This window comes from Rhizobium sp. SRDI943, assembly GCF_057653695.1.
In genome coordinates, this window is sequence record NZ_CM172787.1 from 3841834 (window position 1) to 3865780 (window position 23947).

A 23947-nucleotide genomic window follows, 5' to 3' on the forward strand; every position below is an offset into this window, starting at 1 on the left:
CGGCGCGGCTTTCGCCGCGCCGTCCTCACTCTGCTGCCAACGCCGGCGGATGTCTGTCATCCGCCTCTTCCTGGATGGCGTCGGCATGCTCGCCCGGCTCGTCCTTCGCCTTCGGCTCCCGGCCGAAGAAAAGAGCGTAACCGGCGGGCAGAACCAGAATGGTGAGCACGGTCGCAACCAGGATGCCGCCCATCATCGCGAAGGCGAGCGGACCCCAGAAAACACCGCGCGAGATCGGGATCAGCGCCAGAACGGCGGTCAGTGCCGTCAGCATTATCGGCCGGAAACGTCGCACGGCCGCGCCGACAATCGCCTCCTGCCGGTGCATGCCGGCCTTGATATCCTGGTCGATCTGATCGACCAGGATGATCGAATTGCGCATGATGATACCGAGCAGCGCGATGACGCCGAGGATCGCCACGAAGCCGAAAGGCGCGCCGCTGATCAGCAATGCGGCCGCCGCACCGATGATCCCGAGCGGTCCGGTGGCGAGCACCAGCATCGCCTTGCCGAAATGCTGCAGTTGCACCATCAGCAGTACGATGATGACGGCGAGCATGATCGGCGCCTTGGCGGCGATCGACATCTGGCTTTCCGCCGCATCCTCGGCGCCGCCCTGGATTTCGACCTTGTAGCCGGCCGGCAGGCTGTCGCGCAGATCCTTCATGTCGGCATACATCTTCATCACCACGTCGTTCGGCTGCACATCGTCAGGCAGCGTGGCGCGCACGGTGATTGTCGGCAGCCTGTTGCGCCGCCATTCGATGCCCTGCTCCATGACGGGCACGACCTTGGCGACCTGCGAGACCGGTACGAAGCCGCCGAAATCCGTCGGCACATAGACCGAGTTGACCGCCGACAGCAGCGAGCGGCTGGCATCCGGCTCGCGGGCGACGATCGAAACCGTCTCCTCGCCATCGCGGAAATCGTCGAGCGCAGTCCCTGACATGGCGGTCTGCAACATCTGGCGGACACGCTGCGAGGTGACGCCGAGTGCCCGGGCGCGATCCTGGTCGATCACCAGCTTCATCGCCGGCACCTCTTCCAGCCAATCGTCATGGATGGCGCCGAGCTCCGGATTGGCCTGGAAGCGCGCCTTTACCTGATCGGCGATCTCCCTGACTTCCTGACGGTCGGGCCCCATCACGCGCATCTGCACCGGCCAGCCGGTCGGCGGACCAAGGAAGAGGCGGTCGACCTTGCCGCGAATATCGGGGAAGTCTTCCGCAAGGATCGTCCGCAGCTTGACGATCAGCCGCTCGCGCGCCGGTTCGTCATTGGCCATGACGAGCAGCTGGGCGAAGTTCGGATTGCGCAGCTGCTGGTCGAGCGGCAGGAAGAAGCGCGGCGCGCCTTCGCCGATATAGGTGGCGATAAACCGCTTGTCGGGATCATCCATCATCTTGGTTTCGAGTGCCTTTGCCTGCACCTCGACTTCCATGATGCTGGTGCCCTCGGGCAGCCAGAGATCGACGAGGATTTCCGGCCGCGAGGATTGCGGGAAGAAATTCTGCGGAATGAACTGGAAGGCCCAGAGGCTGGTGACGAAGGTGCCGAGCGTCAGCAGCAGCACGATGACGCGGTGGCGCACCGCCCAGCCGACCGTGCCGCGCAGCCGGCGATAGAAGCCGGTGTCGAAGGCGTCGTGATGCTCGCCGGCGTGATGGCGCTGCTTGAGGATCATATAGCCGAGCCACGGCGTGAAGTAGACCGCGACGAACCACGAGGTGACAAGCGCGATGCCGACGACGTAGAACAGCGAGCGCACATATTCGCCGGCCGTCGAGGCGGCGAAGCCGACCGGAATGAAGCCGGCCGTGGTTATCAGCGTGCCCGTCAACATCGGGAAGGCAGTCGAGGAATAAGCGAAGCTTGCCGCGTCGATCTTGACGAGCCCCTCCTCCAGCTTTCGCTCCATCATCTCGACGACGATCATCGCATCGTCGACAAGCAGGCCGAGCGCGATGATCAGCGCGCCGAGTGAGATGCGCTGCAGATCGATGCCGAGTTCGTACATCAGCGCAAAGGTGGCAGCCAGCACCAGCGGAATGGCGATGGCGATGACGAGGCCCGATCGCCAGCCGATCGACACGAACGAGACGACGAGCACGATGATGAGAGCTTCGCCGAGCGCATGCATGAATTCGCTGACCGCATCCGTCACCACGTCGGGCTGGTTGGCGATCTGATCGACGGCGACGCCATAGGGCAGCGCCTCCTCGAAGCGCTGATAGGTCGCCTCCACGCCCTTGCCGACATCGGTCACGTTGAAGCCCTTGGCCATCACGACGCCGACCTGAACGCTGTCGTGGCCGTTGAAACGGTACTTGCGCTGGTAGGGATCTTCGAGCCCGGAACTGACGGTGGCGATATCGCCGAGGCGCGTTACCTGGCCGCCGGCGCGAAGGCGCAGCTCGCGGATATCGGCCGCCTTCTTCACGTCGCCTTCGACCGATATGCGCACCGAGCGCAGGCCGGTATCGACCGAGCCTGCCGGATCGACATTGTTTTGGCCCTTGATGGCGTTCTGCAGATCGAGGATCGTCAGGCCGCGCTCGGAAAGCGCCTTGGACGAGACGTCGATATAGATCTTCTCAGGCTGGTCGCCGATGATGACGGCCTTTTCGACGCCCGGCGTCGTCAACAGCATGTCGCGCGCCTGGATCGCGAATTTCTTCAGTTCCGGATAGGAATAGCCGTCGCCGCTGATCGAATGCAGCGTGATGAAGGTGTCGCCGAACTCGTCGTTGAAATAGGGGCCGAGCAGGCCCTGCGGCAGCTCGTTGGAGATGTCGCCGACCTTCTTGCGCACCTGGTAGAAGGCATCCGCCACTTCTTGCGAATTCGTGTCGCCCTTGACCTGCAGGGTGATGATCGCACTGCCCGCCCGCGTATAGGACTTGACCCAGTCGATATGCGGCGTTTCCTGCAGCTTGCGCTCGATCTTGTTGACGACCTGGTCTTCCATTTCCTGGATGGAAGCACCTGGCCAGATCGCCTGAACGACCATGACGCGGAAGGTGAATTCGGGGTCCTCGCGCTGGCCCATGCGCATCAGGCCGAGCACGCCGGTGATGATGATTAGCCCGAAGAGGAAACGGGCGATGCTCGGATGTCCGATTGCCCAGCGCGACAGATTGAAGGGCCGCTTCTCGGTGGTGGCGTCCATGGTCTTTGTCCCTATCCTATGGCGCGATCAGCGGACGGTCTGGTCCGTGGCGGCCAGGGCCGATTGCTGGTCCGGCACCTTCACCTTCAGGTTTTCGCTCATGAACTGCGCGCCGGCCGAAACGACGAGATCGCCGGTATCGAGACCCTCGGTCACATGCACGCCGTCGCCGGTGAAGTCGGCAACCTTGATGTCACGGCCGTGCACGGTCGCCGTGTCGCGGTCGACGGTCCAGACCATCTGCTTGCCGTCCTTTTCAGCCAGGGCGCTGAGCGGGATCGAGACATAGCTGTTGCCGTTGCTAACATCGGCCTCTATCGTCGCCGTCATGCCGAGCAACACCTGCGGATCGTTCGGCAGGCTCACCCGAACCGCAAAGGTACGCGACTGCTGGTCGGCGCTGCCGGAAACCTCGCGCACCTTGCCGTCGAGCACCAGCCTGTCGTCAGCCCAGAAGCTGGCTTTGACTGTCTTGCCCGGCTTGAATTCGGCAATGTCGTTTTCCGGAACCGCAATCTGCACTTCCTTTTCGCCGTCGACGGCAACGGCGACGACGGGAGTGCCCGACGCAACGACCTGGCCGACATCGGCATTGATCGTCGTGACAATCCCGTTGTGGTCGGCCTTCAGCTCCGCATAACTCACCTGGTTCTTCGCCTGATCGAGCGCCGAGACGGCGGCATCGCGGCTTGAAACGGCCTGATCGTAGCTGAGCGACGCTTGCTCGAGCTGGGATTTCGGCGAAACATTCTTGTCGAACAGCTGCTGATTGCGCTTGTTCACGAGATCGGCGGTTTCGACGCCTTTTTCAGCGGCTGCGAGATTGGCTTCCGCCGTCTTGACCGCCAGCTGGTAATCGGTGGAGTCCATCCGAGCGAGCACGTCGCCCGGCTTCACTTTGTCGCCGATATCGACGAGGCGTTCGGTGATCTTGCCGGCGACGCGAAATCCTAGGTTCATCTCCGTGCGCGCCTTGACCGAGCCCGAATAGTCGAGCTTGCGGGTGTCGCCGGCCTTGGCGATCTCGACGACCTTCACCGGCCGAATGACTTGCTTGACCTCAGCCTTCTCTTCCGAGCAGGCGGAAACGCCGATGCCGATGGCGCCGAAGAGCACGAGACTGGCGACGGACGGCATGCGATGGCTGAGGGTCTTGAGCGAAAACATCTTCCGCACTCCTGGATCGTTTCGGGGGTTCCGACGGCGGCTGCCGTCCATTATTTCTTCAGCGCCCTGATCACGTAGTCGATCAGTTCGTCGACGCTCGCGCGGTTGGTTTTGGCAAGACATTGCGCCACCATCTGCGGATGGCAGAGCGTGTTCGTCGCCGCGCCGAAGCAGCGCGAGGCAACGACCGGGTCCTGCTCGGCGAACTCGCCGGCTGCAATGCCTTCAGCAATGATTTCGGCAATGAGATCATGAATGCGATCGATGTGTTTTTCGATGACGTGCCAGTCGCGATCGATCGCGACAATGATCATCTCGTGCACCTTCATCTCGTCGAGCATCACATCCAGCGTCAACTGATGCTGGGTCTCGACATAGCGGCGCAGCCGTTCGCTGGCGCTGATCGGCTGATGGCGGATGTCGTAAGCCATCTGGTAAGCGGTGGCGAGCATGCGGCCGCAGAGCGCTTGGTGGATTTCCACCTTGGAGGCGAAGAAACGATAAATATTGGCCGGCGACATGCCGAGATCACGGGCAATGTCGGCCACCGTCGTCTTGCTGTAGCCATAGTGCCGAAACAGCCGCTCGGCTGCATCCAGAATGCGCGTGACATTCTCCTGCCGCGTGATGTCGAGCGTATTTTCCGCGATGTCGTTCATGATTTTCGAGACCCGAATTATGACTGACGATTTTCGAATTTCGTCAGTCATAAAATATCAGACGTTACTTGTCAATATACTGGGGCGCAGCACAAGGTCTCGCCGGACGAGCCCGGCGGAAGCGATAACTCGATGAATGGTGAGAAGGCCTGTCCGACAGCCGATGACGTCGGAATAGGCGGACCCTGACAATGGGGGCAGCAAAATGGAAAGTGCCGCGGCGAGAAGCGCGCGGCACTTCGTCAATGGAGTGACGGGTCAGACGACCTTGACGTCGAGTGTGATCGGAACGGAGGCGAGCGCCTTCGAAACCGGGCAGCCGGCCTTTGCCTTGTTGGCGAGTTCGGTGAAGGTCGCCTCATCGGCACCGGGAATACGGCCGGAGAGCGAGAGATGGATGGCGGTAATGGCAAAACCGCCCTCGACGCTTTCGAGCGTCACCTTGGCGGAGGTTTCCATATGCTCGGCGGTAAAGCCGGCTTCACCGAGGATCAACGACAGCGCCATGGTGAAGCAGCCGGCATGGGCGGCACCGATCAGTTCTTCCGGGTTGGTGCCGGCAACACCTTCGAAGCGGCTCGCAAAGCCGTAGGGGTAATCCTTCAGGGCGCCGCTCTGCGTCGAGATCAGGCCTTTTCCGTCCTTGAGGCCACCGGTCCAATGAGCCGAAGCCGTGCGATTGATCTGCATGCCGTCCTCCTGTTTTCGATTGTGCTTTCAGAGCATGATGTCGAAAAGCGTGCGCGGTTTTCGGACAACATCATGCTCCAACTGTTTCCAGAAAGCGGCGGGGGCCGCTCCGTGCCTGCGGGAGATCAGATAGCCTTCCCGATGGGCAATATAATGCTCTATCCCGAGAAGACGACAGGCTTGTAAAAATAGCGGGATCGAAGCCCTTCAGGCAGGATGCTGCAGCACGCTGAGGCCGCCGTCGATCGTCAGGCAGGTGGCATTGATGAACGGGCACTCGTCGGAGATCATGAACACGGCCGCCATGGCAATCTCCTCCGGCGTCGCGATGCGACCGCCGGGATGCAGTTTCATCGTTTCGGCCTTTGCCGCCTCCGGATCGGGAAAGCCGTTCCAGTAATCGATCACCTTCTGAGTCGAGACATAGCCCGGCGCCAGCGCGTTGACGCGGATATTGCGGGCGGCATATTCGAGCCCCAAGGATTTCGTCATTCCGAGCAGGGCGTGTTTTGCCAGCGGATAGGGAAATGTATGCGGGATGATGGTGAAAGCGTGCGTCGAGGCGATGTTGAGGATAACGCCGCCGCCCTGTTCGATCAGGCCCGGCAGCACCGCCTTGCAGCAGTTCCATGCGCCCTTCAGATTGATGTCGAAGCAGCGGTTCCACTCCTCGTCCGTCGTCTCGAGCGGTTCGGCAAAGACATTCACCCCGGCATTGTTGACGAGCGCGTTCAGCTGTCCGATTTCTTCATTCGCCTGAGCGACCAATGTCGTGATCGTCCCGGCATCGGTAATATCGGCCGGCAGATAACCAAGCCGGCCACCACTGCTCTGGAGCTCTTTCGCCGCCCGCGCCAGCAGCGCCGCATCGCGATCAACGAGGAAGACGGCGGCATCCTCCCGCATGAAAGCCTTCGCCATCGCAAGCCCGATACCCTGCGCAGCACCTGTTATCAGGATGTTCTTGCCTTGCAGACGGCCGCCCATCTATCCCTCCTCCGACCGAACCGGCAGCGCCGACATCAGGATCGTCACCGTGCCGGCAAGCGCCTCCCCCGGCGCAAGCGGCGCGAGCCCACCGAAATCAGGCAGATGGTGGCCGTTCGGCAGATGGCTCATCGGTTCGAGGCAGAAGAAGTCGCTCCGGTTGACCGGCATATACAGCATGAAGCGATCGAGCGCACCGTCGGCTTCCAGCCCCGCCTGAATTCCAAGTTCCGGCCAGGCGATCGCAGCCCGCCCATTCCAACCCTCGAAGGCATTGTTCATCCATCTCTGCGGCAAAAGCTTTTCGGATCTGAAATCGAAATAGTCCGGCACAGAGCCAGGCATCTCCGGAAGATGGTCCGGCCGCTCGCTCCAATAGCGATCGGCCGCAATCGTCAGTCGCGTCTTTGGCGTGCGCGCGAAGAAGGGATGTTGACCGAGCCCGAAGGGAAGAGCGGTTTCGCCTCGGTTTTCCACGGAAAGCCTCAGCACCAGAGCATTGCCGGCGAGACGGATCTCCTGCCGGGTAAGATAGGCATAGGGTGAAACCCCGTCGGCGCTGCGGGAAAAGCAGAACTGCGCATGCTCCGGGCTGGAGTCTTCAAGCTGCCAGAGGCTGAGCCAGCCGTCGCCGTGCCGATAGAGCGGATCGGAAGTATTCGGCTGGAAGGCATAGTCGCGTCCGGCAAAGGACATGATATTGCCTTCCACGCGGTTGCCGAACGGCACCATCGCGAAATTCGCCATCGCGCCCTCCGGCCCGCCGGCCGCCACGAGAAAGGGCACGCCTCGATAGGTCGCGGCGGTGACGGCGGCACCCCGAGGGCTGACCCGGACGGCGAGATCGCCGTGCCTCAGTTCGATGTCATCGCCGGTTTGTCCCTGGTTCATCCGCGCCGTCCCGCAGCCGAAGACCTCAAATTGTCGAGCAACACTGCGATCAGCAGGATCAGCCCGCGTACCACATACTGATAGAACGCCTGGATATTCAAGAGGTTCATGACGTTTTCGGCGATGCCCATAATCAGCACGCCGACAATGACGCCGCTCATCGCCGCCCGGCCGCCGGCCAGCGAAACACCGCCGAGAACGCAGGCCGAAATCACCGAAAGCTCAAGCCCTGTCGCTGCATTCGGCTGGCCGGAGGTGATGCGCGAGGCAAGCAGGATGCCGGCAATGCCGCAGACGAGACCCTGCAGGGCAAAGATCCAGATCCGCATATTGACGACATTGACGCCGGCAAGCCGCGAGGCCTCCGGATTGCCGCCGATCGCCAGGGTGTTCTTGCCGAAGACGGTGCGGTTGAGCACGAAACCGAAGAGGATGAAAAGGATCAGCATGATCCAGATCGGCGTCGGCACGGTGAGAAATCGCGACAGGGCAAGCTGGTAGAAGGCGGGATCGTTGATGCCGACGGCGCGGCCATCGGAAGCGATCAGCGCCAGCCCGCGCACGATCTGCATGGTCGCAAGCGTGGTGATCAGCGCATTGATGCGAAACCGCGCAATGACGATACCATTGACGAAACCGACGACGGCGCCGCAAAGCAGGGCGGCGAGCAGCCCGACGGGAATGGAGCCCGTCGCATTCGAGACCATCACCGCGATCATGCCGGAGAAGGCGACGATCGATCCAACCGAAAGGTCGAAATCGCGCGACGCCAGGCAGAACATCATCGTGCAGGCAACGATGCCGATCGTGACGACCGACTGCAGCAGCCCCAGCATGTTTCGCTCGGTCAGGAAGTTCGGAACGAAGAGCGAGACGATCACGAAGGCGGCAGCAAAGATCACCACCAGCCCTTGTTCGCCGAGGAGAATTTTTTTCAACGAATTCATCGTCCGTATTCCCAATTCTAAAGGGTGCCTGCGGCATTCTTGTCGGGAAGCGCTGCCGTCAGGATGCTGCGCTCGTCGAAATCCGGACGGGCGACGTTGGCCGCCACCCTGCCCTGGCACATCACCATGATGCGATCGGAGATGCCCATGACTTCGGGCAACTCGCTGGAGATCACCACGATCGCCATGCCGCCGGCCGCAAGCTCATAGAGAATTTCGTAGATTTCCGATTTCGCCCCGACATCGATGCCGCGCGTCGGCTCGTCGATGACCAGCACCTTGATCCCCTGCTCGGACAGCCAGCGGCCGAGAATGACCTTCTGCTGGTTGCCGCCCGATAGATTGATGATGTCCTGCTTGCGCGACGGTGTTCGCACCCGAAGCTTGGCGATGAACCGATCTGCCAGCGCCGCCTCTTGTCTCGGGCTCAGAATGCCGAAGGGCGAAAAGTGCCGGCGTGACGAGATCGCGATATTTTCTTCGATCGATCGGCCCTGGACGATGCCGTCGAACTTGCGGTCCTCGGGGCAAAGCACCATGCCGGCATTGATCGCCGCTTTCGGATTGTTCGGCGAAACGGCAACGCCGTCGATGGTCACCTGGCCCTGATGCCTGGCATCGGCGCCGTAAAGCAGCCGCGCCATCTCGCTACGGCCAGCGCCGATCAGGCCGAAGAAACCGAGGATTTCGCCCTCGCGGACGGAAAAGCTGATCGGATGGCGCAGCCTCGGCCCCGACAGGCCGTTGACCTCCAGCCGAATGCCGCCGAACGGACGTTCGCGCCATCCCCAGACATTGCTGATCTCGCGTCCGACCATTTCCGAGATGATCTGCTCGCGCGTGGTTTCGGCGATCTGAGGATGGTGGGCGGCAAGCTTGCCGTCGCGCAGCACCGTCAGGCTGTCGCAAAGACGAAAGATCTCATCGAGACGATGCGAGACGTAGAGAATGACCGTTCCCTGCGCCTTCAGCCTGTCGATGAGCGAAAACAGGATTTCGCTTTCGCGCGAGGAAAGCGAGGAGGTCGGCTCGTCGAGCGCGATCACCCGTGCATCGAGCATGACGGCCTTGGCGATCTCGACCATCTGCCGCGCACCGATCGAAAGCGAGGCGACCTTGGCCGACGGATCGACATCGATGCCGATCTCCTCGAGCTTCGACCGCACCGTCTCGATCAGCACTTTCGTATGGATGACGCCGCCCTTGGCCGGAAAGCGTCCGAGCCAGAGATTTTCGGCGACGGTCAACTCCGGAACGAGTTGCAGTTCCTGATGGATGACGATGACGCCGGCATGGAAGGCGTCGCGGACGGACCCGTATCTCTGCTCCTCGCCGTCGATGAGGATGTTGCCGGCATCGGCGGCCTGATCGCCGGACAGTACCCGGATCAGCGTCGATTTACCGGCGCCGTTTTCACCCATCAAGCCGTGGACGGCACCCTTCTCGACAGTGAAGGACACATTCGCCAGCGCCTGCACGCCGGGATAACCCTTGGAGATATTGCTGAATTCGAGGAAAGCCATCATTGCTCCACCGAGAAGGACCCGGCGGCACGCTAGGCGGCCGCCGGACGACATCATCTTGGAAGGACGATCACTCGATGCCAAGATCCTTGCGGACCTTTTCAAAATCGCCGCGCAGTGCCAGGGAACCGGAGGTCAACGTCAGCTTTTCCGGCTCCTTGTCGTTGGCGATCCAGTCATACATGTTGAGCGCCGTCTCATAGCCGTGACGCTTCGGCGAGATGATGACGGTGCCGAAGAAGCCCGTCGCCGCCGGCTTCTTGAACTCGTTGATCGCCGATTCCGCACCGCCGATGCCGACACCGATGACGTTGGCCGCCGGAATGCCGACCGATTCGGAAGCACGGACGGCGCCGAGGACGGCTTCGTCGTTGAGGCCGAAGGCGACCCAGTATTTCACGTCGGCATGTTTGTTGAAAACGGTGGTTGCCGCGTTGAGCGCCGCTTCCGTATCCGTCTTCGCCTGTGGCGCATCATAGATGTTTTCGGCCGGGAAGCCGGCGGCCTTCAGCACCGACATCGCGCCTTCGACGCGGTCGACGGCGGTCGGCAGCTGGTCATAGGAGACCCGCACGGCGCCGACATTCTTCATGTCCCAGCCGCGCTTCTTGATTTCGTCGACGATCGCCTGGCCGACGGTCTCGCCGATCTTGGTGGCTGAAATGCCCATATGCGGCACGTCTTCCAGCGGCTTGCCGTCGGCGCTGACGAGGCGGTCGTCGACCGTCATCAGCTTCAGCTGGTTGGCTTCGGCCTTGGCGACAATGCCGGGGCCGAGCTTGACATCGGGCGTGCAGATGATGAAGCCCTGCGCACCCTGGGCACCGAGATTATCGATCGCCGACTGGACCTTCTCGCCGTCTTCGGCGCCGATCTTGACGACGGTGAAGCCTTTTTCCTTGGCGGCCTGGTCGGCGAATTTCCATTCGTCCTGGAACCAAGGCTCCTCGGGCTGCTTGACGATGAACCCTATCTTGACGTCCGCGGAAAATGCCGAGCCGGCTGCCAGAATGGCGAAAGTGCCAGCCAGAATGGCTGCTTTGAACAAGCGCATGTCTCTCTCCCTAAACTCTCAAAAACCGAGCAGCTGCCTCCCAGGCAACGTCCAATGAATTATGATAAATCATCATACCAGTCAATTGCCAATGTATGATGATTGGAATAATAGGATTATTGACGAGATGCCGGGAGGAAGCGTCGCAAAGCGGATCGAATTCGGATAATCAGGTTCGATTGCTTCGCACGCGAGACAGAGCGGAGAGGTGAGTTGGAAACAATCGAGCGACAGGGCGGGGCCGAAAGCCGCCGCATCGAGCGCCGCCCGCGCGTACGCCGCAACGTCACGGCGGCGATCGCTCAGGATATCTGTGCGGACCGCTATCCCGCGGGCTCACCGCTGCCCCGCGAGAACGATCTCTGCGAGCTCTACGGCGTCAGCCGCACCGTCATTCGCGAATCGCTGAAAGTGCTGGAATCCAAAGGCCTCGTCCGCGGTAAGCCACGCATCGGAACCACCGTTTGCGACAAGGACGATTGGAATATCCTGGACGCTGACGTGCTTGAATGGATGGGTCCCTATATCAAGGATTTCGACCTGCTCGGCTGCATCCTCGAGGCCCGCCGCACCATCGAGCCGGCAGCCGCCGAATATGCCGCCGAGCGCGCCAGCGCCCAGGAGATCGCCGATCTCGACAATGCCTGGCGGCAGATGCGCGACAGCGCTCGCGACCCGGAAAGCTTTACCGATGCCGACGTCATGTTCCACACGGTGCTGCTCACCGCCAGCCACAATCAGGTCTTCCGCCGCCTGTCGAGCGCCATTCACGCGGCACTGAAATATGCGCTGCATGCCTCCAATATCGGCGTCGAGAATCGCGAGGATGCGGTGCTCGTTCACGGCCAGCTGGTCGAGGCCCTGCGCATGCGCGACAAGGCGGGCGCCCGCGAATGCGCCAACCGCATGCTCGATCTTGCAGTGCGCGATCTTGCCGCCGCCGAAAAAGCGATCGGCAGAACGAAATGACCGATCACGACAAATCTGCGGACGCGCCGCCGATCGCAAACCCGGGAAGAGACTGAAAGAACAGCGATGAAGATCACCAAACTCACCACCTATATCGTTCCCCCGCGCTGGCTGTTTTTGAAGGTCGAGACCGATGAAGGCATCGTCGGCTGGGGCGAGCCGGTCGTCGAAGGCCGTGCGCTCACCGTTCAGGCCGCCGTCCATGAGCTGGAAGACTACCTGATCGGCAAGGATCCTTTCCTGATCGAAGACCACTGGACCGTGATGTATCGCGGCGGCTTCTATCGCGGCGGCGCCGTCCACATGAGCGCAATCTCGGGCATCGACCAGGCGCTGTGGGACATCAAGGGCAAGGCGCTCGGCCAGCCGATCCATTCCCTGCTCGGCGGCCAGCTCCGTGATCGCATCAAAGTCTATTCCTGGATCGGCGGCGACCGTCCCTCGGATGTCGCCAACAATGCCAAGGAAGTGGTGGCCCGCGGTTTCAAGGCGATCAAGCTCAATGGCTGCGAGGAAATGCAGATCGTCGACACCAACGAAAAGGTGGAGAAGGCGGTCGAGACCATCGCCGCTATCCGCGAGGCGATCGGCCCGCATATCGGCATCGGCGTCGATTTCCACGGCCGCGTCCACAAGCCGATGGCGAAGGTTCTCGCCAAGGAGCTCGATCCCTACAAGCTGATGTTCATCGAAGAGCCGGTGCTTTCCGAAAACAAGGAAGCGCTGCGCGATATCGTCAACCACACCTCGACGCCGATTGCGCTGGGTGAACGCCTCTTTTCGCGTTGGGACTTCAAGCAGGTTCTCTCCGACGGTTATGTCGACATCATCCAGCCGGATCTCTCCCATGCCGGCGGCATCACCGAATGCCGCAAGATCGCAGCCATGGCCGAAGCCTATGACGTGGCGCTGGCGCCGCATTGCCCACTGGGTCCGATCGCGCTTGCCGCCTGCCTGCAGGTCGATGCCGTCAGCTACAATGCCTTCATCCAGGAACAGAGCCTCGGCATCCACTACAACAAGGGCAACGACATCCTCGACTACATCTCCAACAAGGAGGTGTTCCAGTATGCCGATGGTTTCGTCTCGATCCCGCAGGGTCCGGGTCTCGGCATCGAGGTCGACGAGGCCTATGTCATCGAACGCGCCAAGGAGGGCCACCGCTGGCGCAACCCGATCTGGCGGCATGCCGACGGCAGCTTCGCCGAGTGGTGAAAGCGCATAACCCCGAAAATCGGAGCCGATTTTCGGAAAGGATTATGCGCAACTCAAAGTGATAGGGTCGCGCGAGCGGCCCTTTTTCATTCCCCGTGTAGGATATCGCGTGTCCCGTCCGTCATAGTGGAAGCTCAAAGAGGAGATTTCAGGATGGCCAGAGCAATCGCAATCATCGTCGCCCGCATCATCTTCAGCTTCGTCTTCTTCATGGCCGCCGGCTTCAAGTTCGCCGATATCGGCGCAACGGCGGGCTATATCACTGCCGCGGGCTTTCCGATGGCGACATTCCTTACCTGGATCGCCGCCTTCTTCGAGATCGCGCTGGCGCTCGCTTTCATATCAGGAGCCTTCTTCACCGAGGCCAGCCTGCTCGCAGCCATCTATGTGATCTTCCTCGCTTTCGCCTTCCACGGTCCGTCCCATTGGCAACAGAACCAGGCCGAGTTCGGCTTCTTCATCGATCACTTTACCTTCCTCGCCGGTCTGCTCTTTGCCGCCGTCCACGGGCCGGAGAGATGGGCGCTGAGCCATACCCTCCTCAGGAGGCTCTAGCACCGCGCTCTAGCGACCTGCTCTCCTTCGGAACCAAGAGCCGTGCCGAACATTGGCCTACCGGCAAAACGGCAAGGAGAGCCCGCCCATGGAGCTGAAGGGAAAGATCGCATTGGTAACAGGCGCCGGTTCCGGCATCGGCAAAGCGGCCGCTTTGCGGCTCGCTGCCGAGGGGGCAAGGGTCGCAGCATTGAGCCGCACCGCCGACGAGGTCGAAAAGACCTGCGCCGAGATCAAGGCCGCCAGCGGCCAGTCGATCGCGCTGACGGCAGATACCAGCGACGAAGCTCAAATGCGGGGCGCCGTCGCGCAACTGACCGACACCTTCGGCGGCCTCGACATCGTTGTCGCCAATGCTGGGATCAACGGTGTCTGGGCGCCGATCGACGATCTGAAGCCGGATGAATGGGACAAGACCATCGCCGTCAATCTGCGCGGCACCTATCTCACCCTGCATCTGACGGTTCCGCATCTGAAGCGCCATGGCGGTTCGATCATCGTCGTCTCCTCGATCAACGGCACCCGCACCTTCACCACGCCCGGTGCCACCGCCTACACCGCAACCAAGGCCGGCCAGGTCGCCATGGTCCAGCAGCTCGCCCTCGAACTCGGCCGACACGGCATCCGCGTCAATGCCGTCTGCCCCGGCGAGATCGAGACCAATATCGGCGCCAATACCGACAGCCGCCACCGCGAGGAGACGGAGGTTCCGGTCATCTGGCCTGAGGGGGATATTCCGATTGCCGGCGGCAAGACAGGCAAGAGCGAAGATGTCGCCGAAACAATCCTTTTCCTCGCCTCCGAGCGCGCCCGACACATCACCGGTACGCCGATCTGGATCGACGGCGGCCAGGGCCTGTTGCGATAGCCCTTGCAGTCAGGAACTCAGCCGTTCAGCCGGGCACTGTCGAGGGTGTAGAGTTCCTGCGCGCGCTGCACGCCGCGCAACGCATAGCGTCCGACGCAGGCGAGTGCGGTACGCTGCTGCTCCGGTATCACCGCGGCGAAATCGGAGGAGATCAACAGGTTGAGATCGACGGAACGACACATCGAGGCGATCCGGCTGACCTCGTTGACGGCAGGTCCGATGACGGTGAAGTCCAACCGGTCCTGGCTCCCGATATTGCCGTAGAAGACATCGCCGATATGCAGGCCGATATAGACGTCGGTCGTCGCCCGGCCGTCGGCCGCACGCGCGGCATTCAGCGTGGTCAGCTTTTCCCGCAGCAACGATTCGGCACTCAGCGCCGCACGACATGTCTCCGCCGGCACCTCGCCCTTAAAGATGGCGAGCACACCGTCGCCGATCAGCTTCAGCACGTTGCCGCCGGACTCGTGGACCGCCGTGATCACCGCCTCGCTATAGTCGTTGAGCAGCGGGATGATCTCCTCCGGCGGCACGCTGTCGGAGATCTTGGTGTAGTTCAGCAGGTCGGAAAACCAGAGTGCAGCGGAAATCCGTTCCGATTTGCCGCGGCTGATCTTGCCTTCCATCACCTGGCGCGCGGCGTCCTCGCCGAGATAGACCTCGGCGATTGTGCGGGCGATACGCCCGAGCGCGATACATTTGATCGCCAGCCCCAACACCGGCACCAGCTTGCGCAGGATGGCGAGGTCGTGATCGGAAAAGCCCTCAGGATGTTTCGTCGCGAAATGCGAGAAGAAGCAATCCATCTCGCCGATCGTGCCGGCCTCGGAAAAACGATGCATCATCGCCACGAAATCCGTGTGACCGGCTTCAGCGATCGTATCGAGCATGGAGAAATCGATCGGATCGCCGAAGCCGAGACGCCGGCGTATCTCCCGCTCGTTGCGAGACCAAAGATGATAGAAGGCCGAACGCTGCCAGTTCGACGCCGCCTCCCCCGAGATTGTCGGACCATATTCGAACTCGGTCTGGATTTCCTCGATGCTGTCCCAGCGGAAGGCGCGGCCCTCATGCACCGGATGCAGCGTATCCATCAGCGCCAGACCGCGGTCGAGCGGTAGGCCGGCGTCCCGGCAAGCCGAGCAGAAACCGGTCATGAGTTCGGCTTCCGAAACGCCTTTCAGTCCCTGCTCCGTGATCCAGGCTGCAATCGTGCTGACGTCGCTGTAATCCATGCCCACTCACCTTCACTCGTGTCAAAGCTGTAGCCCGAATTCGGCATCGAAGGAAAGCCAATTGGCTCAATCGGCCGCGGGCATATTGTAGGGCGTGACGATTTCGACTGATGAAAGCGAGGGCGTAACCGCGCGCGGCAAGGCAGTCGCGCGGCTCATGATCGCCCGGAAGGCCGAACGCGCATCGGTTCTGAGATCATGATGCAGCACGAAGCCGATCCGACGCGCCGCAAGCAGGGCGCGATTATCCGAGTCGAGATCATGGGCGACGAAAACGCGGACGGGGCGTTTGGCCGCGTCGAAGGCCGCAAGCACCGCCCGGTTGCCGCCGCCGATCGAATAGACGGCGTTGATGGTGGGATCGGCGGCAAGCGCTGCCGCGGCAAGCGTTCCCGTCGCAGCATCGGTGCCGTGCCCCTCGCTGATTTCGGTAATGCCGATGTCGGGATAACGGGCGCGGATGACGCGGCGAAAGCCGATTTCGCGCTCCTCCTCGCCACGGAAGCGTCCGCTCGACAGGGTCACCAGCACCTTGCCGCCGCCAGCCCCGAGAAATTCGCCGATCAGATAGGCGGCGGTCTCTCCCGCTGCCCGGTTGTCGGCGCCGGCATAGGCGATGCGGGCCGAATTCGGCAGGTCGGTCACCAGCGTCACGACCGGAATGCCGGTCGCATCCGCCCGCGCGACGGCGGCAGCCACCTCGGTGACGTCAGGCGCCTTGAGTACGATGCCGTGCGTGCCACGCAGCCGGATGCGATCGAGAAGCTGCGCCAGCTCGGCCGGCTTCATCACCTCGGCAAAATGGAAGCGACAGCGGAAGACGCCCGGCAGAAAGGTCGCCATCTCCGCCTCGAAGGCGGCGCGCACCGCATCGCTGAAACGCTGCGGTGTCTCCATGACGATATCGATTGCCAGCACCCGCCCGCTGCCCATCGCCCCGGCCTGCTGCTTCTCCAGCTCCGCGATCGCCGCCTTCACCCGCATCTCGGTCTGCCGGCGCACGCCCGGCCTGCCGTTCAGCACCCGGTCGACGGTCGCAGTGCTGAGCCCTGCCTGGAAGGCAATATCCTTGACGAGAAAGAGGTGTGCCATGCGATCGGTCTGATGGTTTTTTGATGGAATTCTGATCTATATCACCTGGTATCGCGGCGTATAGTGCCTCCATTGGAAAGACGGAGGAGCCCACCATGAAAACCGACAACCAGCAGAAACTGCGCGCCGACCGCGTCTGGCTGAGCGAAGACGCATGCGATCTCGATGAGTTTCGCGCCCTTGCGGAAAAGACGACGGCACTTGCCGATTACCCCTCGGCGTCTGCGGTCGAAAAAAACGTGCTGATCTATGATAGCCGCAAGGTGATGACGACGGCCGCAACGCCAGAAGGCCGACGCGCCGTGCTGGCGGAAATCTGCGATGCCTTCGGCGAAGGTCCTGGTGTCGTCGTGTTCAAGCGCGCTTACGAAGACACCGGCATCATCGACCGCGCCAGCACGATCTTCGATGCGATCATCGAGGAACAGCACCGCACTTCGACCGGCGGCGGCGATCACTTCGCCAAGCCTGGTGCCAACGACCGTATCTGGAACTCGCTGGAAAAACATTGCCTCGCCGATCCGGCAAATTTCGCCGAATATTACGGCAACGCCATCATCGCGCTGGCAAGCGAAGCCTGGCTCGGCCCAAGCTACCAGATGACGGCGCAGGTCAACCGCGTCAATCCGGGCGGTTCGGCGCAGTCGGCGCATCGCGACTATCATCTCGGCTTTCAGTCCTCAAAGGTGATCGAACAATTCCCGGCGCATGTGCACCGGCTCTCGCCGGTGCTGACATTGCAGGGTGCGGTCGCCCATTGCGACATGCCTCTCGAAAGCGGCCCGACACTCTTCCTGCCGCACAGCCAGACCTATGTGCCGGGTTACCTCGCGCTGAAGCGGCAGGAGTTCCTGGATTATTTCGAGACCAACCATGTCCAGCTGCCGCTCGAAAAAGGCGACCTCGTCTTCTTCAATCCCGCCCTTTTCCATGCCGCCGGCACCAACCGCTCGGCCGACATCAAGCGCGTCGCCAACCTCCTGCAGGTCTCCTCCGCCTTCGGCCGGGCGATGGAAACCGTCAACCGCGAGAAGATGAGCGCCAGGCTGTTTCCCGCTTTGAAGGCCTTGCTGGGCAGGCTCTCGCCTGACGAAATCGCCAACGCCGTCGCCGCCTGCGCCGAGGGCTACTCCTTCCCGACCAACCTCGACCGCGACCCGCCGCTTGGCGGACTGGCGCCGAAGACACAAGCGCAACTGATGCATGAGGCGCTGAAAGAAGGCTGGAGCGATGAACTCTTTACGGCAGCACTTGCCGAGCAGGCGCAGAAGAAGCTGAGCTGATTTGGAAGCTTGAGCCTCTTGCATCCGCACTGACATAAAAGCCTCCCGCACCCGCGGGAGGCCATTCGCACATCATCGCAATGGAGGAACCACATGAGCACAGACCACGGCCGCCTTGACGGCAAGATCGCCATCGTCACCGGCGGCACGCAAGGATTGGGCGCGACAATCGCCCGCCTCTTCGCCGAACGCGGTGCAAAAGGCATCGTCATCTGCGGCCGCAACGAAGCCAAGGGCAAGGCGAAGGCGGCGGAGATTTCGGCTGCGACCGGCGCCAGGATCGTCTACGTCAAGTCCGACCTCGGCAAGGTCGAGGATGCACAGAATGTCGTGCGCGCCTGCGACGAGACCTTCGGTCGTGTCGATGCGCTGGTCAATGCCGCCGCCATCACCGATCGCGGCACCATCCTCGACACCAGCCCGGAACTCTTCGACGCAATGTTCGCCGTCAATGTTCGCGCGCCGTTTTTCCTGATGCAGGAAGCGGTGAAGGTCATGCGCCGCGAAAACATCGAGGGTACGATCGTCAACATCGGCTCGATGTCGGCCAAAGCCGGCCAGCCCTTCATCGCCGCCTATTGCGCCTCCAAGGGCGCGCTGGAAACGCTGACGAAGAACACCGCCTATGCGCTCCTGCGCAACCGCATCCGCGTCAATGGTCTGAACATCGGTTGGATGGCCTCTGAAGGCGAGGACCGCATTCAGCGCGAATATCACGGCGCACCGGCCGACTGGCTGGAGAAGGCGGCGGCAAGCCAGCCCTTCGGCCGTCTCGTCGATCCGCACGAGGTGGCGCGCGCCTGCGCTTACCTGTCGTCTTCCGAATCCGGCCTGATGACCGGCTCGGTCATCTGCTTCGACCAATCGGTCTGGGGAGCCTACGACGGCTCGCCGCATCCGGTCGCGGCCCTCTGACGAAACCGGAGCCTGGCATTTCCATCGCCGGGCTCTGGCACCTCCAGCTTTTTGCCGCTAGGAAAAGAACGGCAGCATTCAGGGAGGAAACTGGCATGGGCGACAATCCGATTTATGAGATCCGCGACGAACGCTTCGGTGCAATGGTCATCGGCAGCGCCGGCCTCGAGGAGCTTTATTCCGGCTGCCGCTGGACGGAAGGCCCGGTCTGGTTTTCCGACCTGAACTGCCTTCTCTGGAGCGATATCCCGAATGAACGCATGATGCGCTGGACACCGGATGGGACGGTCTCCGTCTTCCGCTCACCCTCCAACTACGTCAATGGCAATACCCGCGACCGGCAGGGCCGGCTGGTCTCCTGCGAACATGGCGGCCGCCGTGTCACCCGCACCGAGACGGACGGCACCATCACCGTTCTCGCCGACAGCTATCAGGGCAAACGGCTGAACTCGCCGAACGACGTCGTCGTGCACTCCGACGGCGGGGTCTGGTTCACCGATCCGACCTACGGCATCCTGTCGGATTACGAGGGCCACAAGGCCGAACCCGAGCAGTCGACGCGCAATGTCTACCGGATCGACCCGGCAAGCGGCGCGATCGACGCCGTCGTCGAGGATTTCATCCAGCCGAACGGCCTTGCGTTCTCGCCCGATGAGACGAAGCTTTATATTGCCGATTCCGGCTCCGCAAAACATGAAGTGCCGCGCCATATCCGCGTTTTCGACGTCACCGACGGCAAGGCGCTTGCCAACAGCCGCTACTTCTGTAGCCTCGATGTCGGCCATCCCGACGGTTTTCGTTTCGATGTCGCCGGCAATCTCTGGACGAGTGCCTCCGACGGCGTGCACTGCTTTTCGCCCGACGGAACCCTGCTCGGCAAGATCAGGGTGCCGCAGACGGTGTCCAACCTCACCTTCGGCGGCCCCAAGAAAAACCGGCTCTTCATCACCGCGACACGTTCGGTCTATTCGATCTATATCAAGACGACCGGCGCACAATATCCATAGATCAGGCCTTCGCTTTGTCGGGACGCCCGTGCAGCGGCTCGGCCCGGTGCCAGTTTTCCAGAATGCGGCCATCGGTGTGTTTCTGCCGCGCCCAGCGGATGCCGTTCGAGATCACCTTATGCACGGTCTTGTCGTGATAGATCGGGTAGGTCTCGTGGCCGGGGCTGAAGAAGAAGATGCGCCCACGCCCGCGCTGGAAGGTGCAGCCGCTGCGGAACACCTCGCCGCCGGAATACCAGGAGATGAACACCAGCTCGTCCGGCTGCGGAATGTCGAAGGGTTCGCCGTACATTTCCGAGGCATTGACCTCGAAATAGGGCGGCAGCCCCTCGGCGATAGGATGCGAGGGATTGACCACCCAGACGCGCTCCAGGTCGCCATCAGGCGTCTCGCGCCAGGAAAGGTTGGCATTGGTCCCCATCAGCCGGCGGAAGAGCTTGGAATGATGGCCGGAATGCAGGACCAGCAGGCCCATGCCCTTCAGCACACGCTGCTGCACGCGGTCGATCAGCCCGTCGCTGACCTCCTCATGCGCCATATGCCCCCACCAGAGCAGCACGTCGGTATCATTGAGCACGGAATCCGGCAGCCCTTCATCCGGATCGTCTAGCGTACCGCGGCGGACCTCGAAATCGGGGTGGGCGATACCGGCAGCGATCGCTCCGTCGATACGATCAGGATAGATATCCTGAACTTCCTTGTGGACCTGCTCGTGGCGCCCTTCGTTCCAGATCGTGACCTTGATTGTCATGTCATTCCTCGATGTGTTTCAAGCGGTTGCCGAACGGATTACCCGGCCGGCGGAATCAAACAGATGGCAACCGGCGCGCTCGGCGGTCAGCGACACACGATCGCCCGGCCGCACCGCGATATCGCCTTCGGCGCGTACGACGATCGGCTGCTGCTGCGAACCGACTGTCAGATAGGTCTCCACGCCCAAACGCTCGACGATGACGACCTCGGCCGAAAAATCACCCTGCCCTTGGGGTGCGAGCTTCAGATGTTCCGGCCGAATGCCGAGCTTCGCCTCGCCCTGCTGCACGGCGCCATTGCCGTCTGAAAGGTCGATGGAAAGGCCGAGCGGGCTTTCCAGATGCACCTTGCCGCCATCCCGGCGCGTCGCCGTCATCGGCAGCACGTTCATCTTTGGCGAGCCGATGAAGGTTGCGACAAATTCGTTGTCCGGCTGATGGTAGAGATCCATCGGCGCGCCCTGTTGAGCGACGACGCCCTTGTTCAGCACGACGATGCGGTCCGCCATCGTCATCGCCTCCACCTGGTCGTGCGTGACGTAGACGACCGTCGCCTTCAGCTCGCGGTGCAGGCGTTGCAGCTCGGCGCGCATCTGCACGCGCAGCGCCGAATCGAGGTTCGACAGCGGTTCGTCGAACAGGATCAGCGCCGGTTTCTTGATGATGGCGCGGCCGATCGCCACGCGCTGGCGCTGGCCGCCGGAAAGGGCGGCCGGGCGGCGGTCGAGGTAGTCGGTGAGCTGCAGGATTTCGGCGACACCTTCCACCTGCCGGCGGATTTCTGCCTCCGGCACCTTCTTCAGGCTGAGCGAGAAGCCAATGTTTTCGGCAACGCTCATATGCGGATAGAGCGCATAGGACTGGAACACCATGGCAATGCCGCGCTTGTCGGGCGGCACGTCGTTGATGCGTTTGCCGTTGAGGATAAGGTCGCCGTCATCGATGCCTTCGAGGCCGGCGATCATCCGCAGCAGCGTGGACTTGCCGCAGCCGGAGGGGCCGACGAAAACCGCGAATTCTCCGTCTTCCACGGTAATGTCGACGCCCTTGATGACCTCGAGCGCGCCGTAGAATTTGCGAACGTTTCTGAGATTGATCATCTGTTTCTCTTTCTTGATCTCAGCCCTTCACGCCGCCCGAAAACGTCTGGACGAGGAAGCGCCGCGCAAAACCGAAGGCGACGACGGCGGGCAGCAGATAGATGAATGCCAGCGCGGTCAGCAGGCCGTAATCGATCTCGTTGATGCGCAGGAAGGCGCGGAAGAGACCGAGCGGCAGCGTCTGCAGCTCCGGCGACGACAGGAGGATCAGCGGCAGCAGGAAATCGCCCCAGGCCGACATGAAGGCGAAAAGCCCGGCCGCAGCCAGCCCCGGCAGCGCCAGCGGGATCAGCACCCGACGGATGCGCTGGGTGAGTGTTGCCCCATCCATCAGCGCCGCCTCCTCGTAGTCCCTCGGCAGCCCATCGAAGAAGGTCTTCATGATCCAGAGCGCCAGCGGCAATTGCATTGTCGCAAGCACCAGGATCAGCCCAAGATACCCGTCGATGAAGCCAGTCCAGCGCATGATGTCACGCGTATAGCTGCCGAAGATCGGCCTGAGCACCGCCGCTTCCGCATTGTTCAACGTCAGCAGGAATTTATAGAGCGGCACGACCAGCGCCGTCGGCGGCAGCACCCGGATGAGCAGGATTGCGTAGAGGAAAGGCAGCTTCCACCAGGCCCGGGTGCGCGACAGCGCATAACCGCCGAGCCCCGAAAGCACCATGACGAGCAGCGTCGCGCTAGCGACCACGAAGAGCGAATTGAACAGCCACTTCGCCCCGTCTTCCTTGGTGAAGACCCTGATATAGTTGGCGAAGGTCCACTGCTCCGGCCAATGCAGGAAGAGCTGCGCATTGCCGTCGAGAGAGGCAAGCAGCACCCAGAAGAAAGGTACCGCGCAGAAGATCGAGATCAGCGACAGCGTCGCATAGGCGATGAGGTCGGACCGACCTTTGTTTGCAGTTTCGCTCGGGGAAACGACGGCCATGTCAGACCTCCACCTTCATGGCCCGGACATAGGCGATACCTAATATCAGTGAGATGACGAGCGCGACGACGGCGACCGCAGCACCATAGCCCAGCTGGAACGCCGTGAAGGACTGGTTGTAGATATAGATGCTGACGACCTCGGTCGCCCCGCCCGGCCCGCCGCGCGTCAGCGCATAGACGAGGCCGAAGACGGCGATGGTGGAGACGGCCGAGATCAGCATATAGAGCAGGATCGTCGGCATCATCAGCGGCAGGGTGATGCGTCGGAACATCTGCGACGGTGTCGCGCCGTCCATGCGGGCCGCCTCGTAGATCTCCGCTGGAATGGTGCTGAGGCCGGCCGTTAATAGGATCATCGCCGTGGCGATGCCGCGCCAGGTGTTGACGACGATGATCATCGACAGCGGGAAGACCTGCAGCCAGTCCGCCGGCGTGATGCCGAAGAAGCTGACGATGCGGCTGAGTGTGGCATTGTCGCCGCCCGCCAGCATCGAGATCCACATGAAACCGGCGACGACTTCAGGGGCCGCGTTCGGCAACAGGATGATCGACGAGAACACCCGCCGAAAGCGGATCGGCCGGCGCAGCGCAATTGCCGAGATCAGGCCGAGCACGAACTGGCCGATCACCGCCGAACCGATGACGAAGACGAAGGTGACGAACAGCGAATTCCAGAACTTCGCGTCGTTGAAGAGCCGCGTATAGTTCCTGAAACCGACGAAACGGGGCCGAAGGGCCGCAGCCCCGGTCAGCGCCTCATTGGTGAAGCTCAGATAGATCGAATAGAGGGCCGGATAGATGACGAAGGCCAGAAGCAGCACCAGCGAGGGCAGCAGGATCAGCAGCCATTGCCGCTCGGCGCGCTTTTCATGAGAGTTTCGGGCCATGGAAGCTCACAACCTTGTCGAATGAAGCCGGCTTATCGAATGAAAGCGG

General features: G+C 61.9%; 22 protein-coding genes. 7 read left to right on the plus strand and 15 right to left on the minus strand.

What is annotated here, in order from left to right:
- Positions 1-25: 25 nt before the first annotated feature.
- The 9 genes from AC245Y_RS19425 to AC245Y_RS19465 all read right to left on the minus strand — a co-directional run bounded on the left by AC245Y_RS19425 (position 26) and on the right by AC245Y_RS19465 (position 11087).
- Positions 26-3169 (minus strand): efflux RND transporter permease subunit, encoded by a 3144-nt coding sequence (locus AC245Y_RS19425; RefSeq protein ID WP_017995248.1) that lies wholly within the window; start codon positions 3167-3169, stop codon positions 26-28.
- A 27-nt stretch (positions 3170-3196) separates the two neighbouring features.
- A complete protein-coding gene (locus tag AC245Y_RS19430; protein ID WP_017995249.1) occupies positions 3197-4336 on the minus strand; it encodes an efflux RND transporter periplasmic adaptor subunit in 1140 nt (379 codons plus the stop codon).
- 50 nt (positions 4337-4386) lie between these two features.
- On the minus strand, positions 4387-4995 hold the full coding sequence (locus tag AC245Y_RS19435) for a TetR/AcrR family transcriptional regulator (RefSeq protein ID WP_017995250.1): 609 nt from the start codon (positions 4993-4995) through the stop codon (positions 4387-4389).
- A gap of 258 nt (positions 4996-5253) precedes the next feature.
- Positions 5254-5685, minus strand: a complete 432-nt coding sequence (locus AC245Y_RS19440) for an OsmC family protein (protein ID WP_003543147.1) — start codon at positions 5683-5685, stop codon at positions 5254-5256.
- A 207-nt stretch (positions 5686-5892) separates the two neighbouring features.
- Positions 5893-6672: an SDR family oxidoreductase gene (locus AC245Y_RS19445; RefSeq protein ID WP_012759080.1), complete on the minus strand. Its 780-nt coding sequence runs from the start codon at positions 6670-6672 to the stop codon at positions 5893-5895.
- Positions 6673-7563 (minus strand): aldose 1-epimerase, encoded by an 891-nt coding sequence (locus AC245Y_RS19450; protein ID WP_017995252.1) that lies wholly within the window; start codon positions 7561-7563, stop codon positions 6673-6675. It abuts the gene before it with no gap.
- Positions 7560-8510: an L-arabinose ABC transporter permease AraH gene (araH, locus tag AC245Y_RS19455; protein ID WP_003543150.1), complete on the minus strand. Its 951-nt coding sequence runs from the start codon at positions 8508-8510 to the stop codon at positions 7560-7562. The genes AC245Y_RS19450 and araH overlap by 4 nt, the downstream gene beginning before the upstream one ends.
- 17 nt (positions 8511-8527) lie before the next feature.
- Positions 8528-10033 (minus strand): L-arabinose ABC transporter ATP-binding protein AraG, encoded by a 1506-nt coding sequence (gene araG, locus AC245Y_RS19460; protein WP_012759083.1) that lies wholly within the window; start codon positions 10031-10033, stop codon positions 8528-8530.
- Between the two features lie 70 nt (positions 10034-10103).
- Entirely contained in the window at positions 10104-11087 is a 984-nt protein-coding gene (locus AC245Y_RS19465; protein WP_017995254.1) for an arabinose ABC transporter substrate-binding protein, read from the minus strand.
- Positions 11088-11300: 213 nt separating this feature from the next.
- Here AC245Y_RS19465 and AC245Y_RS19470 point away from each other — a divergent pair, with 213 nt between their 5' ends.
- From AC245Y_RS19470 to AC245Y_RS19485, 4 genes are all read left to right on the plus strand, one after another.
- Positions 11301-12056 (plus strand): FadR/GntR family transcriptional regulator, encoded by a 756-nt coding sequence (locus AC245Y_RS19470; protein WP_017995255.1) that lies wholly within the window; start codon positions 11301-11303, stop codon positions 12054-12056.
- A gap of 66 nt (positions 12057-12122) precedes the next feature.
- Positions 12123-13271, plus strand: coding sequence for a galactonate dehydratase (dgoD, locus tag AC245Y_RS19475; RefSeq protein ID WP_011653629.1), 1149 nt, complete (start codon positions 12123-12125; stop codon positions 13269-13271).
- Between the two features lie 153 nt (positions 13272-13424).
- The gene (locus tag AC245Y_RS19480; protein ID WP_012759085.1) at positions 13425-13826 is read left to right on the plus strand and encodes a DoxX family protein; all 402 of its coding nucleotides are present in this window, start codon (positions 13425-13427) and stop codon (positions 13824-13826) included.
- 88 nt (positions 13827-13914) lie between these two features.
- Positions 13915-14694 (plus strand): SDR family oxidoreductase, encoded by a 780-nt coding sequence (locus AC245Y_RS19485; protein WP_017995256.1) that lies wholly within the window; start codon positions 13915-13917, stop codon positions 14692-14694.
- A gap of 17 nt (positions 14695-14711) precedes the next feature.
- Here the strand turns inward: AC245Y_RS19485 and AC245Y_RS19490 are convergent, their stop codons facing one another.
- Both AC245Y_RS19490 and AC245Y_RS19495 read right to left on the minus strand, forming a co-directional pair.
- A complete protein-coding gene (locus AC245Y_RS19490; RefSeq protein WP_012759087.1) occupies positions 14712-15929 on the minus strand; it encodes an adenylate/guanylate cyclase domain-containing protein in 1218 nt (405 codons plus the stop codon).
- 66 nt (positions 15930-15995) lie between these two features.
- Positions 15996-17021 (minus strand): LacI family DNA-binding transcriptional regulator, encoded by a 1026-nt coding sequence (locus AC245Y_RS19495; protein WP_017995257.1) that lies wholly within the window; start codon positions 17019-17021, stop codon positions 15996-15998.
- A 95-nt stretch (positions 17022-17116) separates the two neighbouring features.
- Between AC245Y_RS19495 and AC245Y_RS19500 the strand changes: the two genes are divergently transcribed.
- From AC245Y_RS19500 to AC245Y_RS19510, 3 genes are all read left to right on the plus strand, one after another.
- Positions 17117-18304, plus strand: coding sequence for a phytanoyl-CoA dioxygenase family protein (locus AC245Y_RS19500; protein WP_012759089.1), 1188 nt, complete (start codon positions 17117-17119; stop codon positions 18302-18304).
- Positions 18305-18397: 93 nt separating this feature from the next.
- The gene (locus AC245Y_RS19505) at positions 18398-19219 is read left to right on the plus strand and encodes an SDR family oxidoreductase (protein WP_017995258.1); all 822 of its coding nucleotides are present in this window, start codon (positions 18398-18400) and stop codon (positions 19217-19219) included.
- A 95-nt stretch (positions 19220-19314) separates the two neighbouring features.
- On the plus strand, positions 19315-20226 hold the full coding sequence (locus tag AC245Y_RS19510) for an SMP-30/gluconolactonase/LRE family protein (RefSeq protein ID WP_017995259.1): 912 nt from the start codon (positions 19315-19317) through the stop codon (positions 20224-20226).
- 1 nt (position 20227) lies between these two features.
- On the opposite strand, the gene AC245Y_RS19515 is transcribed toward AC245Y_RS19510, so the two are convergent.
- The 4 genes from AC245Y_RS19515 to AC245Y_RS19530 are packed head-to-tail and all read right to left on the minus strand — an operon-like array spanning position 20228 to position 23898.
- Positions 20228-20977, minus strand: a complete 750-nt coding sequence (locus tag AC245Y_RS19515; RefSeq protein ID WP_012759092.1) for a ThuA domain-containing protein — start codon at positions 20975-20977, stop codon at positions 20228-20230.
- Between the two features lie 18 nt (positions 20978-20995).
- Positions 20996-22078: an ABC transporter ATP-binding protein gene (locus AC245Y_RS19520; RefSeq protein WP_012759093.1), complete on the minus strand. Its 1083-nt coding sequence runs from the start codon at positions 22076-22078 to the stop codon at positions 20996-20998.
- A gap of 19 nt (positions 22079-22097) precedes the next feature.
- Complete coding sequence (locus tag AC245Y_RS19525) at positions 22098-23009, minus strand: carbohydrate ABC transporter permease (RefSeq protein WP_012759094.1); 912 nt, start codon at positions 23007-23009, stop codon at positions 22098-22100.
- 1 nt (position 23010) lies between these two features.
- A complete protein-coding gene (locus AC245Y_RS19530; protein WP_012759095.1) occupies positions 23011-23898 on the minus strand; it encodes a carbohydrate ABC transporter permease in 888 nt (295 codons plus the stop codon).
- Between the last annotated feature and the right edge of the window lie 49 nt (positions 23899-23947).

Excerpts from the sequence above, each read along its gene's own strand:
- AC245Y_RS19510 (WP_017995259.1), top strand. The coding sequence starts at position 19,315 with ATGGGCGACAATCCGATTTATGAGATCCGCGACGAACGCTTCGGTGCA.
- AC245Y_RS19515 (WP_012759092.1), bottom strand. The coding sequence starts at position 20,977 with ATGACAATCAAGGTCACGATCTGGAACGAAGGGCGCCACGAGCAGGTC.
- AC245Y_RS19490 (WP_012759087.1), bottom strand. The coding sequence starts at position 15,929 with ATGGATTACAGCGACGTCAGCACGATTGCAGCCTGGATCACGGAGCAG.
- AC245Y_RS19480 (WP_012759085.1), top strand. The coding sequence starts at position 13,425 with ATGGCCAGAGCAATCGCAATCATCGTCGCCCGCATCATCTTCAGCTTC.
- AC245Y_RS19485 (WP_017995256.1), top strand. The coding sequence starts at position 13,915 with ATGGAGCTGAAGGGAAAGATCGCATTGGTAACAGGCGCCGGTTCCGGC.
- AC245Y_RS19520 (WP_012759093.1), bottom strand. The coding sequence starts at position 22,078 with ATGATCAATCTCAGAAACGTTCGCAAATTCTACGGCGCGCTCGAGGTC.
- AC245Y_RS19525 (WP_012759094.1), bottom strand. The coding sequence starts at position 23,009 with ATGGCCGTCGTTTCCCCGAGCGAAACTGCAAACAAAGGTCGGTCCGAC.
- AC245Y_RS19500 (WP_012759089.1), top strand. The coding sequence starts at position 17,117 with ATGAAAACCGACAACCAGCAGAAACTGCGCGCCGACCGCGTCTGGCTG.
- araG (WP_012759083.1), bottom strand. The coding sequence starts at position 10,033 with ATGGCTTTCCTCGAATTCAGCAATATCTCCAAGGGTTATCCCGGCGTG.
- AC245Y_RS19445 (WP_012759080.1), bottom strand. The coding sequence starts at position 6,672 with ATGGGCGGCCGTCTGCAAGGCAAGAACATCCTGATAACAGGTGCTGCG.
- AC245Y_RS19495 (WP_017995257.1), bottom strand. The coding sequence starts at position 17,021 with ATGGCACACCTCTTTCTCGTCAAGGATATTGCCTTCCAGGCAGGGCTC.
- dgoD (WP_011653629.1), top strand. The coding sequence starts at position 12,123 with ATGAAGATCACCAAACTCACCACCTATATCGTTCCCCCGCGCTGGCTG.
- AC245Y_RS19450 (WP_017995252.1), bottom strand. The coding sequence starts at position 7,563 with ATGAACCAGGGACAAACCGGCGATGACATCGAACTGAGGCACGGCGAT.
- AC245Y_RS19465 (WP_017995254.1), bottom strand. The coding sequence starts at position 11,087 with ATGCGCTTGTTCAAAGCAGCCATTCTGGCTGGCACTTTCGCCATTCTG.
- AC245Y_RS19505 (WP_017995258.1), top strand. The coding sequence starts at position 18,398 with ATGAGCACAGACCACGGCCGCCTTGACGGCAAGATCGCCATCGTCACC.
- AC245Y_RS19435 (WP_017995250.1), bottom strand. The coding sequence starts at position 4,995 with ATGAACGACATCGCGGAAAATACGCTCGACATCACGCGGCAGGAGAAT.
- AC245Y_RS19425 (WP_017995248.1), bottom strand. The coding sequence starts at position 3,169 with ATGGACGCCACCACCGAGAAGCGGCCCTTCAATCTGTCGCGCTGGGCA.
- AC245Y_RS19430 (WP_017995249.1), bottom strand. The coding sequence starts at position 4,336 with ATGTTTTCGCTCAAGACCCTCAGCCATCGCATGCCGTCCGTCGCCAGT.
- araH (WP_003543150.1), bottom strand. The coding sequence starts at position 8,510 with ATGAATTCGTTGAAAAAAATTCTCCTCGGCGAACAAGGGCTGGTGGTG.
- AC245Y_RS19440 (WP_003543147.1), bottom strand. The coding sequence starts at position 5,685 with ATGCAGATCAATCGCACGGCTTCGGCTCATTGGACCGGTGGCCTCAAG.
- AC245Y_RS19530 (WP_012759095.1), bottom strand. The coding sequence starts at position 23,898 with ATGGCCCGAAACTCTCATGAAAAGCGCGCCGAGCGGCAATGGCTGCTG.